A 17,101-nucleotide genomic window follows, 5' to 3' on the forward strand; every position below is an offset into this window, starting at 1 on the left:
AATGCCTCAGCTGTCGAGCAGGCGTCGGTAGAGGTCGACATGCCGGGCGTTGAAGGTCTCAAGGGAAAAGAGGCCGCGGGCGCGCCGGGTTGCGGCTTCACCGAAATCTCGGCGCATCGCCGGGTCCCGGCACAGAGTGGCGAGGTTTTGTGCCAGCGCTTCGGAGTCCCCCGGCGGGCTCAAGAGCCCGGTCTGCCTGTCGCTGACGGCTTCGCCGATGCCTCCGGCAGTGGTTGCCGCCACCGGCCTGCCGGCCCATTGCGCGGTGCAGAGGCTGGAGCCAAGGCCTTCTTCGCGCGAGGCAAGGGTGACAATGTCAGCGCCCTTGATCAGCGAAGCGACGTCATCTCGCCAGCCGAGAAAGGTCACGCGCGCCAGCCCCTCGGCCTGCCGCCGCATCAGGGCAAGCTGCGGGCCGTCACCGGCCAGCACCAGCTGCGCGGTTGGCGTGGTCTTCTGCACCGTTTCCCAGGCCCTGAGCAGGGTTGCATGATCCTTTTCCGCCGTGAAGGCGGCAACACACAGGACGATCTGGACCTCGTCACCCAGGCCCAGGCGCTCGGGTCGTGCTGCGGCAAGTGCCGCCTCGTCCACCGCGTCGTGAATGATCTCGATCCGGTCGCCGGCAACCCCGCCTTCGCGCAGGGCCTGATAGCCGGCCTTTGAAACCGTGATGAACTGATCCACGGCGCGATAGGCGAATCCGCCGCGGCATTTGAAGGCGTTGCGTCGCGAAACGACCAGGCGCTGCCGGCCCCCAAGCTTTGCCGCGACCGCGGTCTTGTGGGCGCGGTTGGAATGGGTGTGAATCAGATCGATTTTCTCTGCGCTGAACAGGCCTCTGATCCGGGCGACCGAAGCCAGATCGAACAGCCCGCGGCACCGGACCGGAAGTCTCGCCGCATCGGCGGGGAGGGCGTTGTAAAGTTCGGAGCCCGGAGGGATGCCGTACCATTCCGACATGTCGGGTCGTGCCTGGCGAGCCAGCAGAACCAGCTGGTGTTCGCCGCCGCGCAGTCCCTTTTCGCTGGACAGGTGCAGCAGGTTCATCGCCCGGCGCTGCCCAGCAGCTCCCTCAGCCGCTCGGCAAAGCCGCTGCGAATGGCATCGAAACCGGCTCTTGCGTGCGCGCCCATCGCTGCCTTTTCCTCGGTGTCCATGGCCATCACTCTGGTGATCGCGGCCTCGATTGCCGACTGGTCGACCTTAAAACAGGTGCCGAGATGACGCGGTGTGCTCGATGCGACCTCGACCAGCATCCCGGATTGCGCATCCACGAGTTCATTCATCGGCGGAGCGTCGGTGGTGATCACCACGGCGTTCGTCGACATCGCCTCGACGATGTAGTGTCCCCAGCCTTCGGCCTGCGAGGGACAGAGATGGATCCCGCAGGCGTTCTGCAGGGCGCGCATCTCCTCGTCGCCGAGATATTCGCTGATCAGCCGGACATTGCCAGGCACCGAGGCGGGGGCCAGGCGCGCGTTCATCACCAGCGTCAGCTCCGGCCATTCCGGGTGCGCCTGCCAGGCCGCGAGAACGGCTTCGGTGCCCTTGAGGGTGCTGGCTCCGGCGATATGCACAAACCGGTCGCGGTCCTTGGAGGTTGAGGCAGCCGCCCTGTCTTCCGAGGTGAAACCCAGATGAAACGTCTTGGCGCCTTCCCTTGAAAACACTTCGGCCGCATGGCGGCTCTTGCACAGGACCAGATCCATATGGCGCAGCCGTCCCAGCTGGCGGCGTGGAAAACGCTCCTGGTTGGGCAGCAGGTAATGGACGTCGGCTGCCGAATACCAGGCCGGGTAGACCCGCTCGATATGAATGGCGATGCGTGCCCGCCTGGTCCTGAAGAGCCGCTCCGCGAACGATCTCGACTTGTGATCGGCATGGCCGATGACGTGGGGAAGGCCGGCTGCGCGAATGGCTTCCTCGAGCAACTGGCTGTCCTTGGTCAGGCCGTATTTGGAGTCCTTGCCGATGATCAGGATATCAAGCATGGGCGTTTTGCCAGACTTCTTCATAGGTTTCGGAGAGGCGTTTGGCCTCGCCTTCGATGGTGAAGTTGGCCAGCACATGCGGTCTCGCCCTCGCGGCGGCGGCATCGCGCCGGGCATCATCGTCCATGAAATCTGCTGCTGCTGCGGCAAGTGCTTCGAGACTGTCCTTTTCAACCACCACACCGGTTTCGGCAGTGCCCCGGGCGATGATTTCATCAAAGGCGCCGACATCGGATGCGACCACCGGCACGCCGGAGGCCTGGGCCTCGAGCGGGGTGAGGCCGAAGCCTTCCCAGCGTTGGGGGGCGACAAACAGGTCGAGGGCGCGGTACCAGGCGTTGATATCGGTGTGCTCGCCGACGAACAGGATCCGGTCTTCGAGGCCAGCTCTTGCGACACGGGCCTTGAGCTCGCTGAGAAAGGACGCATGGCTGGCGGTGGCACGCCCGGCAACGATGGCACTCCAGCCCGGCCGGTCAGGCAACAGCCGGATCATCGCGTCGACAAAAAGGTCGGTGCCTTTCTGGCGGCGGATGCGACCGAAACAGCCGGCAATCTTCTGTGCCTCGGGCAGCGACAGCGTGCGCCGTGTCTCCGCCCGGTCGGACGGGGGCGAAAACCGTTCGGCGTTGATCCCGTGCAGGCTGACCCGGTGCGGCACCTTCAGATAGGACGCGGTCTTGTGGCTGGTGGCGATGATGCCGTCCATGCGCGAGACCAGGAACCGGGTCCATCCGGTGTGCACCCGTTGCGAGGCGGAGGTGAAGACCAGCCTGAGCGGCATGCGCAGGATGTCGCGCATGACCAGGCCCATCAGCATCTCGACATTGCGCCGCGCGTGCCAGATCCGCGCTGGCCGCTCTTGTGGTGCGCGCCATAGTCTCACAAGGTCGCGGTAGCGCAGCCTGGGAAGATGGTCGGGCAGGCCGGGGCCGAAAACGGCGATCTCCTGCCCCAGCCGGTTCTGCACCGGGACAAGCTGGATGATCGACGTCGTCACTCCGGACAGGCGCCGCTTGAGATTGGGAGCGATGACGAGGGTCGAGGATGGATCGGCAAGCATGGAACCTCAGACCTGAACCTGTTTGCGGAAGCCCGGGATCAGCCCCACTTCACCGCGAGGATCTCGTAGGCCTTGGAGCCGCCGGGTGCCACAACCTCGATGGAATCACCCACCGACTTGCCGATGAGCGCGCGCGAGATCGGCGAGGAAATGGAAATCCGGCCCGCCTTCACATCAGCTTCCTGGTCGCCGACGATCTGGTAGGTCTTTTCCTCTTCCGTGTCCTCGTCGACCAGCTTGACGGTGGCGCCGAACTTCACGGTGTCGCCGGACATCTTGGAGACGTCGATGATCTCGGCGCGCGAGGTGTAATCCTCAAGCTCGCCGATGCGGCCTTCATTGTGGCTCTGGGCCTCCTTGGCGGCGTGATACTCGGCGTTTTCCGAGAGATCGCCATGGGCGCGGGCTTCGGAGATCGCCTCGATGATCCGCGGCCGTTCGGATTGCTGACGCCAGCGCAGTTCTTCCTGCAGCTTGGCATAGCCTCCTTGCGTCATCGGAACCTTCTCAACCATCAGTCTCTTCCTTGTTCGCATCGCCCCGACGCCAGCATTGCCAGCGGCAGGACACAAAAATAAAACGCGCCCCGAAGCACACACTTCGGAGCCGTTCCAGAGTTCCTGTTTTCAGGCTTATCAAATCTGACACGATAATTCACGTGAAAAAAGAAGCTCTAAAACGCACTGCCGGAAGGCCGTCGGGACGCTGCATTTGGACCCTTCCTACTTCGGTGCCATGATGGCCCTTTGCAAGTGCTGATCGTCCGGAGGGTCGCCATGACAAGCGTGAAAGTTGCAACTCTCAATCTCTATCACTTCGCGGCGCCGGGCATTTTCTGGCACGAGCGCAAATCGACGGCGACCTATTCACCTGCGCAGTGGGTCGAGAAGAAGGACTGGATTGCGGGCGTCGTGAGAAAGATGGATGCCGATGTGATCGGGTTCCAGGAAGTGGTCTCGCATGAGGAGCTCGGGGCACTGATGGCGGCCAATGGCTATCCGCATTTCTTCTGCACCGGTCACCCGATGTTCGACCCCGAAGATCCGGCGGTCTATGTCAACGCCACGGTGGCGATTGCATCGCGTCATCCCTTTGTCAGCGTCCGCCCGCTCTCGGGCGTCGGCGGCCTGCCCGCTGAGACGGTGATCGATGATGATTTCAACTTTTCCCGCACGCCGGTCGACGCGGTGATCGACCTGCCGGGGATCGGCGAGACGCGGATTTTCGTCTGCCACTTCAAGTCGCAGGGCGCGTTTGTCGACGATGACCAGATTGATGCGCTTGCGGACTGGGGCGCCAAGATCCGCACCACCTACATGGAACGCGCCATGGCCGGGGTGAACCAGGTGGCCAAGCGCGCCGCCGAGGCCGGCGCAATCTACCGGATGTTCCGGCAGGTGATCGATGCCGATCCGGATGCGCCGGTGATCCTGCTTGGAGACCTCAACGAGGCGCCGGGCTCGCACATGATCTCGATCCTTACCCAAGCCGACCGGGTCTGGTCCTGGGGCAGTGTCGCCGCCGATGCGCTTCCCGAGTCCGTCGCCTATCTCAAGCATGTCTACAAGCTCTATGACGCTTTCAACCTGGTGGTGATGCAGGGGCTGACGCGACCCAACACCCATGGCGGCATCATCTCGGGCTCCGTGCTGGATTACTGCATCGTCTCCAACGGCCTCAACCCGAAGAACCCGCGGCGGCGGGGCACGGTGAGCAAGGTCGAAGTCCACGACGAACATTTCGAAAGCGGTCCGCCGAAAGACCGTTCGTCCGACCACGCGCCGGTGGTTGCGACGATCGAGAGCAGCGGGCAGGCCTGAGCAGACCCAAGCTGGCCTGCCGGAACACGGCGCCGCCGCCGACGCGCTTGCTTTTGGACCGCGCCGATATCAAGATCGGGACCGACCGGTAAGCTTTCCCATTCCCGTTCTGGAGTTCTCATGTCTGTGCGCTCTGCCGCCCCCATCACCACGGCTTCTCCCGTCACCTTTTCCGATCCGCTGCCGTCCGGGGTTGATGTGGTCATTGTCGGCGCCGGCGTGATCGGGATGATGAGCGCGCTTTATCTCAGGCGGGCCGGGCTGTCGGTGTTCGTGGTCGAGAAAGGCCGGGTGGCGGGCGAGCAGTCGTCGCGCAACTGGGGCTGGATCCGCCAGCTCGGCCGCGACGAGGCGGAACTGCCGATCATGATGGAAGCCTCGCGGCTGTGGGAGCAGATCGATGGCGAGACCGGCAACCGCACCGGCTTCAGGCGCACCGGGATCATGTATCTGGCGAGCACCGAGAACGAGATGGAAGAGCGCACCAAGTGGCTCGATGTGGCCCGCCGGCACCAGCTCGACGTGCGGGCCATCGATGGCGACGCGGTTGCGGACCGGATCGACACCGGGGCCGGGGGCAAACGCTGGGCCGGTGCGGTCTGGTCGCCCAGCGATGCCCGTGGCGAGCCGTGGGTGGCGGTGCCGGCGGTGGCTCAACTGGCGCACAGCGAGGGGGTGGGCATTCGCGAAAACTGCGCGATCCGTACATTGGAAACCGAAGCTGGCAAACTGTCGGGTGTCCACACCGAGCACGGCTTCATTCCAGCGACTCAGGTTGTCGTGGCCGGCGGCGCCTGGACATCGCTGCTGTTGCGCAACCAGGGCATTTCGCTGCCGCAGCTCTCGGTGCGCTCGACGGTGATGCGCACCGCGCCGATGCCCGAGGTCTATGACGGGGCGGCACTCGACGAGGAGCTGGCGTTGCGGCGACGCGAGGACGGCAGCTACACGGTCTCGGCGCTTGATGCCCATGACCTCTTGATCGGACCGGATTCCTTCCGGCACCTTCGCACCTGGCTGCCGACAGCGGCAAGGGTGCTGGGACAGACCCGCTTCCTGCCGGCTGCGCCGAAACACTATCCCGATGCCTGGGGCACGGCGCGGCGCTGGGGCGCGGGCGACGAGACCCCGTTCGAACGCTGCCGGGTGCTTGATCCCAAACCCAACGAGAACCGGATGGGCGTGCTCAAGCGGCGCTTCGCGATGCGCTTCCCCGAGCTTGGCGAACCCGAGATCACCCATGCCTGGGCGGGCATGATCGACGCCATGCCGGATGTGGTTCCGGTGGTCGACCGGGTGCCGGGGATCGAAGGGCTGATTGTCGCCACCGGGATGAGCGGCCATGGTTTCGGCATCGGGCCGGGCTTCGGCAAGGTGGTTACCAGTATCGCCACCGGCCGGCCAACCGGCCATGACATCTCGCGCTTCCGCTTCTCGCGCTTTACCGACGGCAGCAAGCTGATCCCCGGTCCAGCGTTGTAAGGAACCGCGGGGAGGGACCGTGCTGAACGCGCCGCTGCCTCCGCGTCGCATGATCGTGTCGGATCGCGTGCGATGCCCTGTGGTGGCTTACGACGCGGGTTTCGCCCGCGTCTTCACCACTTCATAGGTTTTCGGCAGATTCGGGGGGCGGTAGTCCTTGCGTTTTTCGAGCCGCTGGATCACCGCCTCATGCAGTTTTGCTCCCTCGGGAACGCGGCGGTAGTCGAAGACCGGGAAATAGATCTTGCCGATCTGCAATTGCCGGTAAAACGAGGTCCTGGGCACCTTGCGCGGCAGGAACTCGACGAAACCCCAGGCGAAGTTCATGGAATTGTTGCTGTCGGCCAGCGGATCGGGGGCGCCGTAGCGCTTCTTGTCCTTTTCCGCCTCGTCGCGGGCCTCGCCGGTGATGACCGGTGCATGGTCTTTGCCATGGGTGAGAAGCTCGAAAACCGCCTCATCGCCCTCGACGCCGGCGGCAACCGCCTCGCGGTAGAGCCATTCCAGCGGGATTTTCGCAAGGCCGCTTTTCTTGTCCGGGTAACCGCCGCCGACATCGCCGTGGCAGCCGGCAAACCAGACCTCCTCGAAATCCTGCGGCCGCTTCTCGTAGGAGCGGGTCTTTTGCGACCATTCCTCGTAGTCCTGCCCCGGTTCCCACAGCGATGGCTGGAAATAGGTCCGGCGTTCGTCGATGGCCACCGCATGGCGGACGATCTTCACCCGGTCATTCTGGTTGGTATAGGCCTTCTGGGTGATGGTGAGCCAGGGAAAGCCGGCCTTCGCATCGAACACCGAGGCCACCGTGTCCCACAGGCCCATGAATTCGATGCGGATGCCCTTGCCATCCAGCACCTTCTGGAAGTGGCCGATTTCGGCGGAAAAATCCTTCGATCCCGGCTGGCCGAGCCGCGCATAGGCGCGCCAGGCATAGCGCACCAGCTGCAATTGCTCTTCCCGCACCAGCCCGAAAATGCGAATGAAGCCGGCCAGCAGCCGGGCAGTGTAGGATCCGCGGGAAAAGCCGAAAACATAAATCCGGTCGCCATATTCATGGTTCCTGACCAGGAATTCGTAGGCCTGCATGACATTGTCGGCAATGCCCGCGCCGGTGGCGAGTCCGAGCACGATGCGGGTCTTGGATTTCAGCTGCTGCCACCAGCCATTGAGCCCGAAGGTGCCGACGCCGGGCTGGTAGAACACCAGCTGGCTCCTCGACCGCTCGAGGCTGCCATAGAGTCTCAACACATTGGTGCGGTCGCCGGAAATCTGGTTCGACGTGCCGTCCAGCAGAATGACGATGTTCTTGGCCATGGCGCGGCCCTCCACCATAAAGAGGATACGCGAAACGGCGGGGTTCAGCAATCAGAGGGGGTGGCTAGATCCTGGCTCTAGCAAGACCCGTCATGGTGCAGCGATGTTCCCGGTCAGTGTCGGTCGCCCTGTTCGAGCAGCCGTTCCAGCCGATCGAAGTTCTGCTCGTTGGCTGCGTGCAGGAACTTTTCAAGCTGCTCGTTCTCCTCGGTGCGATCGAACAGCATGCGCCAGGACAGACGTGCGCCATGATCCTCGTCGGCAAAACGCATCTCAAGCGTGAAGATGTGGACCGGTTCGTGATGCGTCATCCGAACCATCTGACCCTCAACCACCTCCTCGAATGTCCAGCGGTTGTGGAAATCGGTGCCGTTGTCGACAGTCATGGTTATCAGCCAGGTGCCGCCGGGTCTCAGATCGAAGGCGGCAATCCTGTTGCTGAAGCCTTCCGGTCCCCACCATGATGCCAGTTGTGCCGGGTCGGCGAAGGCCTCGAAGAGGGTTTCGCGGTCCACCGGGAACAGGCGTTCGTTGAGGATTTCAATCTTGTCGGTCATGGTCCGCTCTTATCTGATTTCCATTCTTGCAGTTCTGCGCCGTTCAGATGCCCGTTTTCTTGGTCCTCGATTAGCTGCGTTCGTGAAATCGTCACTCTGGACTCGAATAAATACTCCCATCTTCGGGAACATGATTGAAGCTCCAGTTCAAAGTGATCAGGAAGTCCGAACGCATTTCATGGATTTTGGCTTTGTGATAACTGTCACCTAATAATTGCAGCTCCGGTCGATCACCACAGCCCGAAAGCGTTGCCAGCAAGGTATGCAAAAAAGCACTGCTATCAACGGTCAAATACCAAAGCACCCCGTTTACCCGGTCTTGATACGATGAAACAGCCATTTGTATTCCAAAAGATTTCAAACCACGGGTCTTCAAATCCAATTGTTGCGCGTCTTGCAATTCAGACTTTTGACCTGATCCAGTGGCTCAATGTTTCCGACGAAGAAAAGAAAGCTATTATCGATAACTATCTTGACCTGCAGCGCCGTCTCCTAAACTGCTTCGATATTCAACAAAGACTGCTCGCAGCTAGAGACAAGGCGCTCAGCGGAGCTGTTGAAATCTGGAAAAGTGGTCAAAATACGGTTCCTCACGTCATAGGAATGCAGGACGAAGTAGAAAATTTTCTATTCTCCGCAAAGACCTATCTACGCGAGGTTGCGCGGCTTCTGAATAACTTGTTTCGGGCAAATCTGCCAAACGAAGCGGCAATATTTTGGGATCCCAAGGGAGGAGAGAGCAAGGTTGCCCAATGGGCGAATGATCGCTTTGGTGAAGACCATGGTACGACACGCATGCTCCTCTCAGAGGCTGACTGGATTGGTGAAATCGTTCGTAAACGGAATGCCGTTGAACACCCAAATGGGAAATCTGGTGTTTTGAAGGTTGTAAATTATGAGAGGATTGCGGCGGGGATTATCCCACCGCATTGGTCTCGAGAGGGTGCAAGTCCAATTGGACCAACAGATCTATATAAAGATATCTCAGTGACAATTGATAATTTTCTGAAGTTGGGGGAAGACCTATTGATCGAAGCAATTCGCAATGATCCGGCCTTCCCTCAAATCATTTTGGCATTTGTGCCTGAGAAGGATCGTGATCCAAAGGCCCCGGTTCGGATTCGAGCAACCGTTGATTTACGACAAAAGAGGTAGAATATTGATCCCCTAACCGCTCCCGGCTCCGCCCTCAGAAATAGCTCTGCAGCGGATGCACTTCCAGGTTTCCGGCCTTGAGTGCGGCGATGGCCTTGGCGGCCGAAAGGCTGCCGGCCATGGTGGTGAAATAGGGCACCTTCTGCATCAGCGCGGCGCGGCGCAGCGACTTGGAATCCGATATCGTCTTGGCGCCCTCGGTGGTGTTGAGCACCATCTGGACCTGACGGTTGCGGATCGCGTCCTCGATATGCGGACGGCCTTCCATCACCTTGTTGACGCGCTCGACGGCAAAGCCCTGTTCGCTGAGATAATCGGCGGTGCCGGCGGTGGCCATGAGCTTGAAGCCGTTGTCGGTGAGAATGCGGACCGCCTCGACGACGCGCGGCTTGTCCTCGTCACGGACCGACACAAAAACGGTGCCCGAGCGCGGCAGCTCGTTGCCGGCGCCGAGCTGGGCCTTGGCAAAGGCCAGGGCATAGTCGCGGTCCAGCCCCATGACCTCACCGGTGGAGCGCATTTCCGGTCCCAGCAGCGTGTCGACGCCGGGGAACTTGGCAAAGGGAAAGACCGCTTCCTTGACGGCGATGTGGTTGAGCTTGCGGTGGTCGGGCACGGCGCCATAGGCACCGAAAGCGTCGGCGAGGTTTTCGCCCGCCATCACCCGGGCGGCCACCTTGGCGATCGGCGCGCCGACGGTCTTGGCGACAAACGGCACCGTGCGCGACGCGCGCGGGTTGACCTCGAGCACGTAGATCACGTCGTCCTTGATGGCATACTGCACGTTCATCAACCCGCCGACATTGAGTGCGCGGGCGAGTGCCTCTGTTTGCGCCTCGAGCCGGTCGACCATCTCGGGCGACAGGGTGTGAACCGGCAGCGAGCAGGCAGAATCGCCCGAGTGGATGCCGGCTTCCTCGATATGCTCCATGATTCCGGTGACATTGACCGAGGTGCCGTCGCACAGGCAGTCGACATCGACCTCGATGGCATTGGTCAGGTAGCTGTCAAACAGCAGCGGGTTGGTGCCGAGCAGGGTGTTGATCTGGCCGGTCTTGTCGTTGGGGTAGCGCGCCTTGATGTCCTCGGGCACCAGTTCCGGCACGGTGCCGAGCAGGTAGTTCGACAGCCCGGTCTCGTCGCGGATGATCTGCATGGCGCGGCCGCCGAGCACGTAGGAGGGGCGGACGACCAGCGGGAAGCCGATGTCGGTGGCCACCAGCCGGGCCTGTTCGACCGAGTAGGCGATGCCGTTGTTGGGCTGAACCAGGTCGAGCTTGTGCAAAAGCTTCTGGAAGCGGTCGCGGTCCTCGGCAAGGTCGATCATGTCGGGCGCGGTTCCGAGGATCGGAATGCCGGCCTTTTCCAGCGCGTCGGCGAGCTTCAGCGGGGTCTGGCCGCCGAACTGGACGATGACGCCGAGCAGCTTGCCCTGCTCCTGTTCCTTGGTCAGGATCTCGAGCACGTCCTCGTCGGTCAGCGGATCGAAATAGAGCCGGTCGGAGGTGTCGTAATCGGTCGACACGGTTTCGGGGTTGCAGTTGACCATGATCGCTTCATAGCCCGCATCCTTGAGCGCGAAGGCGGCGTGGCAGCAGCAATAGTCGAACTCGATGCCCTGGCCGATGCGGTTGGGACCGCCGCCGAGGATGACCACCTTGGTGCGGTCGGAGACGCGCGCCTCGCAGGCGAGGCTTCCGGCGAACGGAGTCTCGTAGGTCGAGTACATGTAGGCCGTGGGCGAGGCGAATTCGGCGGCACAGGTGTCGATGCGCTTGAAGACCGGACGCACGCCCAAGGCGCGGCGGGCCTTGGCGACCTCATGGCCGCGCTTGCCGGTGAGCGAACCCAGCCGCGCATCGGAAAAGCCCATCGACTTGATCAGCCGCAGGTTCTCGGCGTCCTTGGGCAGGCCGTGCTCGCGGATGCGGGCTTCCATGGCCAGAATGTCCTCGATCTGGGCCAGGAACCACGGATCGATCTTGCAGATCGCATGCACTTCCTCGGCGCTCATGCCAAGCCTGAGCGCCTGGGCGACCATTCTGAGCCGGTCCGGCGTCGGTGTGCCGATGGCGGCCTTGATGGCGTTGTCGTCGTCGCCTTCGCCCAGGCCCGGGATCTCGATCTCGTCGAGGCCGGTCAGCCCGGTCTCAAGCCCGCGCAGCGCCTTTTGCAGGCTTTCGGCGAAGGTCCGGCCAATGGCCATGACTTCGCCCACGGATTTCATCGCGGTGGTCAAGAGCGGCTCGGCGCCGGGGAATTTCTCGAAGGCAAAGCGCGGGATCTTGGTGACGACATAATCGATCGAGGGTTCGAAGGAGGCGGGCGTAGCACCTTGTGTGATGTCGTTTTCGAGCTCATCCAGCGTGTATCCGACGGCAAGCTTGGCCGCGACCTTGGCGATCGGGAAGCCGGTGGCTTTCGAGGCCAGCGCAGACGAGCGCGAGACGCGCGGGTTCATCTCGATGACCACCAGGCGGCCATCCTTCGGGTTGACGGCGAACTGCACGTTGGAGCCGCCGGTCTCCACCCCGATCTCGCGCAGCACCGCGATCGAGGCGTTGCGCATGATCTGGTATTCCTTGTCGGTCAAGGTCAGCGCCGGGGCGACAGTGATCGAGTCACCGGTGTGCACACCCATCGGGTCGAGGTTCTCGATCGAGCAGATGATGATGCAATTGTCGGCGGTGTCACGCACCACCTCCATCTCGTATTCCTTCCAGCCCAGCACCGATTCCTCGATCAGCACTTCAGTGGTCGGCGAGGCATCAAGGCCGTTCTCGATGATGTCGAAAAATTCGGAGCGGTTGTAGGCGATGCCGCCGCCGGTGCCGCCCATGGTGAAGGACGGACGGATGATGGCGGGCACGCCGATCTCGTCGAGCGCCCTGGCGGCCTGGGCCATGGCATGGCTCATGTAGCGCTGCTTGCGGTCGGATTCGCCCAAGTTCCAGGTGTTCTCCAGCGCGTCGAGTGCCGCGTCGAGTTCGTCGCCCTTGAGCTCGGCGCGCAGGCGGGCGCGTTCGGCCTCGTGCAGCTTGCGGTCGGCATCCTTGATCTCGGTGGCATTGGCGAGGAACGAGCGCGGCGTCTCGAGCCCGATGCGGGCCATCGCCTCGCGGAACAGGGCGCGGTCCTCGGCCATGTCGATGGCAGCCGGCTTGGCGCCGATCATCTCGACATTGTAGCGCTCGAGCACGCCCATGCGCTTCAATGACAATGCGGTGTTGAGGGCGGTCTGGCCGCCCATCGTCGGCAGCAGAGCGTCGGGGCGTTCGCGGGCGATGATCTTGGCCACAACTTCCGGCGTGATCGGCTCGATATAGGTGGCGTCGGCGAGCCCCGGATCGGTCATGATCGTGGCCGGGTTGGAGTTGACCAGGATAACCCGGTAGCCCTCTTCCTTGAGCGCCTTGACGGCCTGGGTGCCGGAATAGTCGAATTCGCAGGCCTGCCCGATGACAATCGGTCCCGCACCGATGATGAGGATCGACTTGATATCGGTGCGTTTTGGCATGGTCCGGGTCCCTGTTGTACGGGCTTCGCGCAAAAAGTCCCCCGTCGGAGATCGACCATCCGGGAGACGCCATGCGCAAAATCTGAGGCTAGACGCGGCTTATAGGGAAATGTTGGCCGGGGCGAAACCCCAAAACGGGCTTTGTGCAGGGGAAAGTGAGCGGGACCGGGCAGTTGGCCGAGGCAGCGGAACAGCTGCAAGAGGGCCGAAACGGGGGAAGTGCCGCCAGACGGCAAACCTGCCGAAGGTCTGAAGCCGGTCCGGCGCTGTTTTTCCGCGACGATCCGGCGGTTCCTCGCTGCTTAAGGCCTGCATCGAGGTGGCTGGTGATCGATTGCGCGTGAGCTGTTTTCAGTCCGTGCAACGACGTACGGCGAAATCTTTGCCCGCGCACGCTGAAATTGCAAATCCCGAAATTTGGTAACACTTTCTTAGGAGGTTAGCGTCAGGCTTGAATACAACTTAAAGTACATTTGCTGGTGATATTATGTTTTTCCTCCTGGGCCTTTCGGCTTCCCGGTGTCGCGGATTTGTGCGCCCGGACTTCCCTATTTCTGCTGATTTTGCTGTCATCGACTTGATGGAAAGCGTCCGGCCTCCGGTCACTGACCACGGCTGCGGCACTGTTGAGGAGAAGAGCTGATGACGGCTCAAGTCTCCGCCCGGCCTTATGATGTGCTGTTTTCCAATACCCGCGACAGGCTTCTGGGCGACGCTTGGTTCTACTACGCGGTCTTCTTCTATACGGCTTTCGGCCTTGTCTTCGTCTACCTTCTCGGAGGGACCGGTGAAACCGCTCATGCCGCGTACGCCGAACCCTTGTTCAAGGTGTTCGGGCTCTTCATGCCGGTCATTGCCCTGGGCTTTGACGCCATTCGGGTGATCGTGCGACTTGATCAGCGCCGACCGCTTGCGTTCCGCATGGTGTTTTCCTCCGAACGCATGGCGAGCATGATGGCGGGCATGATCATGATGGCGGGGATTGTCCTGTTCATGGGGACCTTCACCACCATCAAGATATCCTTGCCGCTGTTGTTCGACGGTTTTCCCCATGACCGCCTGCATGCCGATATTGACCGGATGCTGCATTTCGGCGTCGACCCCTGGCGCTGGCTGCACGGTGTTGCCGGCAGTGAAATCGTTCGGAGCATGCTTGAGTTCAATTACGGTACGATCTGGTTCATCCTGTGTTTCGGGGGAGTATTCTTCGTCGCCACCTCACCCAAGGCCGATACGATCCGGATCCATTACCTGGTCATGTTCATGGTGTGCTGGATGGTCGTGGGGAATGTTCTTGCGGGCGCTTTCCTGTCGGCGGGCCCGGCGTTTTACGGCGAGGTAACGGGCGATCACGGACGTTTTGCCGATCTGCTGGCCTTGCTTTCCCAGAATCCCGACACGGCATCGCCCTACGGATATCAGCGCTATCTGTGGGCGCTCTACCAAAATGACATCAAGGCTTTCGGCGCGGGTATCTCTGCCTTTCCCAGCGTGCACGTGGCTCTCATCACCATGAATGCGCTTTTCGTTGCCGAGCGTTCGCGTCTTCTTGGGGGGCTGGCTTTTGTTTATGTGGCGTTGATTGTTTTGAGCTCGGTGTATCTGGGATGGCATTACGCGATCGACGGCTACATTTCGATCGCCCTTGTCGTGTCCGGCCATTTCCTGGTCAGGCGAATGTTTCGGACCGGTGATGCTGCGGATGCCGCGAGGCACTTCCTCGCAAAGGATGGCTGAGCGGCTATTTCTGCCGCCGCTGCAGGTCCAGCAACCACTCCACAACGTCGGCCTTTTCGTGATCGAACAGGCGGAAGGTGGTCATCGGGAAATGGTCGTCCTCGAGAAAGGCCTCGAACCAGGCGCGGTCGCGGCCTTCGATGCCGACAATCACGGAGTAGGGCGGGGCCATGTCGGCCGTGAGCTTTTCGCCCTCGCGGACATGGCAGTCGCGACACCATTCATCGACGACTTTCTGGCCGCGCTTGACCGCCGCCCTGTCGGCCAGCGCGGGGCTTGCTGCAAGCGGCATCAGCAAGGCCGCCAGAATGAGGGCGCGCATGGCCGGAACCGCGCTCGGCGCCATGGTGCTGCGTGATGATTGTCTCGGTGTCATCGCTTCTGCCCGCTGCTTGCGTCTGTTGCTCCGGATCGCCCGGTTTGGTTCACGGTGAACCCTGCACTTCGCCACCGCAATGATCGGGATCAAGCGCCATCCATGCGGTCTGCCCAGCGGGCGCGCACCTCGGCGAGCTGGCTGCGGCTGACCGGCAGGGTCTGGCCGTCAACGGTTTCGACCGCAAGCCGCGGGTTCTTGCCACCCTGCCGGATGATCTTGCGGACGCCGGCATCGGAGACCCAGTGCGACCGGTGGATCTGCTGTCCAGTGTCGTTGCCGGTCTCGTTGATCGCGTCGCCAAGCCGCATCAGCAGCAGATCCGTGCCCCTGCTGGTTACCGCCAGCACGTAATGGTCCTGCACCTCGAGCCGGATCAGCGTGCCGCGCTTGTTCGCCGGCAACCGGTCGAGCAGGGCCGGGCGATCGGGCAGGTCGGGGCGGCCTGTTCCGGCTTCACGAGCCTGTGCGGCAGGCGCATCAGCAATGGAAGCGGCCCTGGCCCCGTCCAGGGCAGGTGGTTCTGCGGTGCCGGGTGCTGCTTCCGGGTCAGCCTGATCGCTGCCACTCAGGCTGAGCCAGGTCAGCAGGCAGAAGGCGATCGAGATCGGCAGCGAGACGAGAGCATTCTCCACAATGCGTTCCAGATTCAGCGGCCGCATCAGCAGCGCAAAATTGATCACTGTAATGGCAAGTCCGACGGGCAGTGCGGCGAAAGCGGCGCCCACCAGCATGCGGCTCATGCGCGATGGGAGGCGCTTGCCCAGCGCGGCGTCGAAAAACACGATGCACGTGAGCGCGCAGGCCCAGGTGACCGCATGTAACACCAGCCAGTAGCCAAGCCGGGTGGGGAAGGCGAGGCGCTCATAGGTGCCGAACGGACCGGTGAGCACAAACAGGCCGACGACCAGTGCAAAGACCAGCCACAGCCGCGGGCGCAGGAGCAGCGCGCGCAGTTCACGAAGCGTGGATTGCAGCAACGTGTCGCTCACGAAGTTCTCCGGGTCACAGGCGCATCAGGCGTTGAGGATCGGCGGCGACCATGGCCGATGGGCGCAGATTTGGCAATCGGACCGCCAGCCTTTCGGAGTTTCCTGGGTTGCGGTCCACAACAACGGATAGTTTCCATGACCCTCGAACCGCTGCTTACCGCCAGCCCTGCCATTCAGTTTCATGTCGCAACGGTCGTGCCCGCGGCGCTGATCGGCGGCATCATGCTGCTGATGCGCAAGGGCACCTCTCTGCACCGCATGGCCGGCAGGCTGTGGATCGCGCTGATGGTGCTGACAGCATTGTCGAGTTTCTTCATCCACGAGATCAAGCTCGTCGGCGGCTTCTCGCCGATCCACATTCTTTCGGTGGTGGTTCTGGTGAGCGCCGCCGAAGTGATCCGCTCGGCGCGGCGGCGCGATTTCGTCCGTCACCAAAGGGTGGTCAAATCGCTCTATTTCGGCGCCATCGGCATTGCCGGGCTGTTCACCCTGCTGCCGGGGCGGATCATGCACGAGGTGGTTTTCGCCCCGGGGCGGGCCGATGGAGCGCCGGTCTGGGTCTGGCCGCTGCTGGTGGCGCTGGTCGCGCTCGGGATCAGCCGCATGCGCGACCGTGAGATGCCGGTCTGGCGGCTGTTGCTGCTGCCCGCGTTCCTGGTCTCGGTGTCGGTGCTCACGGTTTTCTTCGGCGGGCTGAATGCAGTGGCACTGCTGGCGCTGACCGCGGGTATGGTGCTGGGGGCAATGGCCGGCTGGTGGACGATGCGTGATGTCGAGGTGCACCGGCTTGCCGACAACCGGGTCAGGGTCAGCGGTGAGTTTGTCTCGCTGATGGCCATACTGGTGATCTTCGCCAGCCGCTTTGCCGCCGGCATGCTTGAGGCGACCGGTTCCTCTCTTCAAGAACTTCCAGGCGTGGCGGAACTTTTCGTGCTGATCCCGGTTTTGTTTGCGGCGCTGATGGCAGCGCGCGCGCTGGCGCAAGCCGGGTTCAATCCGCTCCGCTTCAAGGTCCGGCAGTTGACCAGCGAGACGCAGTGTTGAAACTGGTTGCGGCGGCCCGTACAAACGCTGCATAAGCAAAGGCTGAAGCC

General features: G+C 62.2%; 15 protein-coding genes. 5 read left to right on the forward strand and 10 right to left on the reverse strand.

The genetic code is table 11. The features are described from left to right. Positions 1 to 6 precede the first annotated feature (6 nt). From SPHINGO391_RS04885 to greA, 4 genes are read right to left on the reverse strand one after another with little or no spacing between them, the layout of a single operon-like run. Positions 7 to 1,050, reverse strand: coding sequence for a glycosyltransferase family 4 protein (locus tag SPHINGO391_RS04885; RefSeq protein ID WP_152007774.1), 1,044 nt, complete (start codon positions 1,048 to 1,050; stop codon positions 7 to 9). Continuing rightward, a complete protein-coding gene (locus SPHINGO391_RS04890) occupies positions 1,047 to 1,994 on the reverse strand; it encodes a glycosyltransferase (protein WP_152007775.1) in 948 nt (315 codons plus the stop codon). Before SPHINGO391_RS04890 ends, SPHINGO391_RS04885 begins: the two co-directional genes overlap by 4 nt. After that, on the reverse strand, positions 1,987 to 3,057 hold the full coding sequence (locus SPHINGO391_RS04895) for a glycosyltransferase family 4 protein (protein WP_152007776.1): 1,071 nt from the start codon (positions 3,055 to 3,057) through the stop codon (positions 1,987 to 1,989). The genes SPHINGO391_RS04890 and SPHINGO391_RS04895 overlap by 8 nt, the downstream gene beginning before the upstream one ends. A gap of 38 nt (positions 3,058 to 3,095) precedes the next feature. Continuing rightward, positions 3,096 to 3,572 carry a transcription elongation factor GreA gene (gene greA / locus SPHINGO391_RS04900; protein ID WP_152007777.1) on the reverse strand — a complete coding sequence of 159 codons (477 nt, stop codon included), beginning with the start codon at positions 3,570 to 3,572 and terminating at the stop codon, positions 3,096 to 3,098. A 261-nt stretch (positions 3,573 to 3,833) separates the two neighbouring features. On the opposite strand from greA, the gene SPHINGO391_RS04905 reads away from it, so the two are divergent. Both SPHINGO391_RS04905 and SPHINGO391_RS04910 read left to right on the forward strand, forming a co-directional pair. Next, positions 3,834 to 4,877 (forward strand): endonuclease/exonuclease/phosphatase family protein, encoded by a 1,044-nt coding sequence (locus SPHINGO391_RS04905; RefSeq protein WP_152007778.1) that lies wholly within the window; start codon positions 3,834 to 3,836, stop codon positions 4,875 to 4,877. 120 nt (positions 4,878 to 4,997) lie between these two features. Continuing rightward, positions 4,998 to 6,359, forward strand: coding sequence for an FAD-binding oxidoreductase (locus SPHINGO391_RS04910; RefSeq protein WP_152007779.1), 1,362 nt, complete (start codon positions 4,998 to 5,000; stop codon positions 6,357 to 6,359). Positions 6,360 to 6,446: 87 nt separating this feature from the next. Here the strand turns inward: SPHINGO391_RS04910 and SPHINGO391_RS04915 are convergent, their stop codons facing one another. The 3 genes from SPHINGO391_RS04915 to SPHINGO391_RS04925 all read right to left on the reverse strand — a co-directional run bounded on the left by SPHINGO391_RS04915 (position 6,447) and on the right by SPHINGO391_RS04925 (position 8,570). Further along, on the reverse strand, positions 6,447 to 7,673 hold the full coding sequence (locus SPHINGO391_RS04915; RefSeq protein ID WP_193217192.1) for a DUF2235 domain-containing protein: 1,227 nt from the start codon (positions 7,671 to 7,673) through the stop codon (positions 6,447 to 6,449). 113 nt (positions 7,674 to 7,786) lie between these two features. Further along, positions 7,787 to 8,230, reverse strand: coding sequence for an SRPBCC domain-containing protein (locus tag SPHINGO391_RS04920; RefSeq protein ID WP_152007781.1), 444 nt, complete (start codon positions 8,228 to 8,230; stop codon positions 7,787 to 7,789). A 91-nt stretch (positions 8,231 to 8,321) separates the two neighbouring features. Next, positions 8,322 to 8,570, reverse strand: coding sequence for a hypothetical protein (locus SPHINGO391_RS04925; RefSeq protein ID WP_152007782.1), 249 nt, complete (start codon positions 8,568 to 8,570; stop codon positions 8,322 to 8,324). Between SPHINGO391_RS04925 and SPHINGO391_RS04930 the strand changes: the two genes are divergently transcribed. Then, complete coding sequence (locus tag SPHINGO391_RS04930; protein WP_152007783.1) at positions 8,558 to 9,385, forward strand: hypothetical protein; 828 nt, start codon at positions 8,558 to 8,560, stop codon at positions 9,383 to 9,385. The genes SPHINGO391_RS04925 and SPHINGO391_RS04930 overlap by 13 nt on opposite strands. Before the next feature lie 34 nt (positions 9,386 to 9,419). Here the strand turns inward: SPHINGO391_RS04930 and carB are convergent, their stop codons facing one another. Beyond that, the gene (carB, locus tag SPHINGO391_RS04935) at positions 9,420 to 12,902 is read right to left on the reverse strand and encodes a carbamoyl-phosphate synthase large subunit (RefSeq protein ID WP_152007784.1); all 3,483 of its coding nucleotides are present in this window, start codon (positions 12,900 to 12,902) and stop codon (positions 9,420 to 9,422) included. A gap of 642 nt (positions 12,903 to 13,544) precedes the next feature. On the opposite strand from carB, the gene SPHINGO391_RS04940 reads away from it, so the two are divergent. After that, positions 13,545 to 14,639 carry a phosphatase PAP2 family protein gene (locus SPHINGO391_RS04940; protein ID WP_152007785.1) on the forward strand — a complete coding sequence of 365 codons (1,095 nt, stop codon included), beginning with the start codon at positions 13,545 to 13,547 and terminating at the stop codon, positions 14,637 to 14,639. Positions 14,640 to 14,643: 4 nt separating this feature from the next. Here the strand turns inward: SPHINGO391_RS04940 and SPHINGO391_RS04945 are convergent, their stop codons facing one another. Continuing rightward, positions 14,644 to 15,015, reverse strand: a complete 372-nt coding sequence (locus SPHINGO391_RS04945; RefSeq protein WP_244615116.1) for a hypothetical protein — start codon at positions 15,013 to 15,015, stop codon at positions 14,644 to 14,646. Positions 15,016 to 15,104: 89 nt separating this feature from the next. Continuing rightward, positions 15,105 to 16,007, reverse strand: a complete 903-nt coding sequence (locus SPHINGO391_RS04950) for a LytTR family DNA-binding domain-containing protein (protein WP_152007786.1) — start codon at positions 16,005 to 16,007, stop codon at positions 15,105 to 15,107. 135 nt (positions 16,008 to 16,142) lie between these two features. Here SPHINGO391_RS04950 and SPHINGO391_RS25355 point away from each other — a divergent pair, with 135 nt between their 5' ends. Continuing rightward, a complete protein-coding gene (locus SPHINGO391_RS25355) occupies positions 16,143 to 17,051 on the forward strand; it encodes a DUF2306 domain-containing protein (protein WP_152007787.1) in 909 nt (302 codons plus the stop codon). Positions 17,052 to 17,101 lie beyond the last annotated feature (50 nt).

The sequence above is a fragment of the Hoeflea sp. EC-HK425 genome (assembly GCF_902498795.1).
GTDB lineage: Bacteria > Pseudomonadota > Alphaproteobacteria > Rhizobiales > Rhizobiaceae > Hoeflea > Hoeflea alexandrii.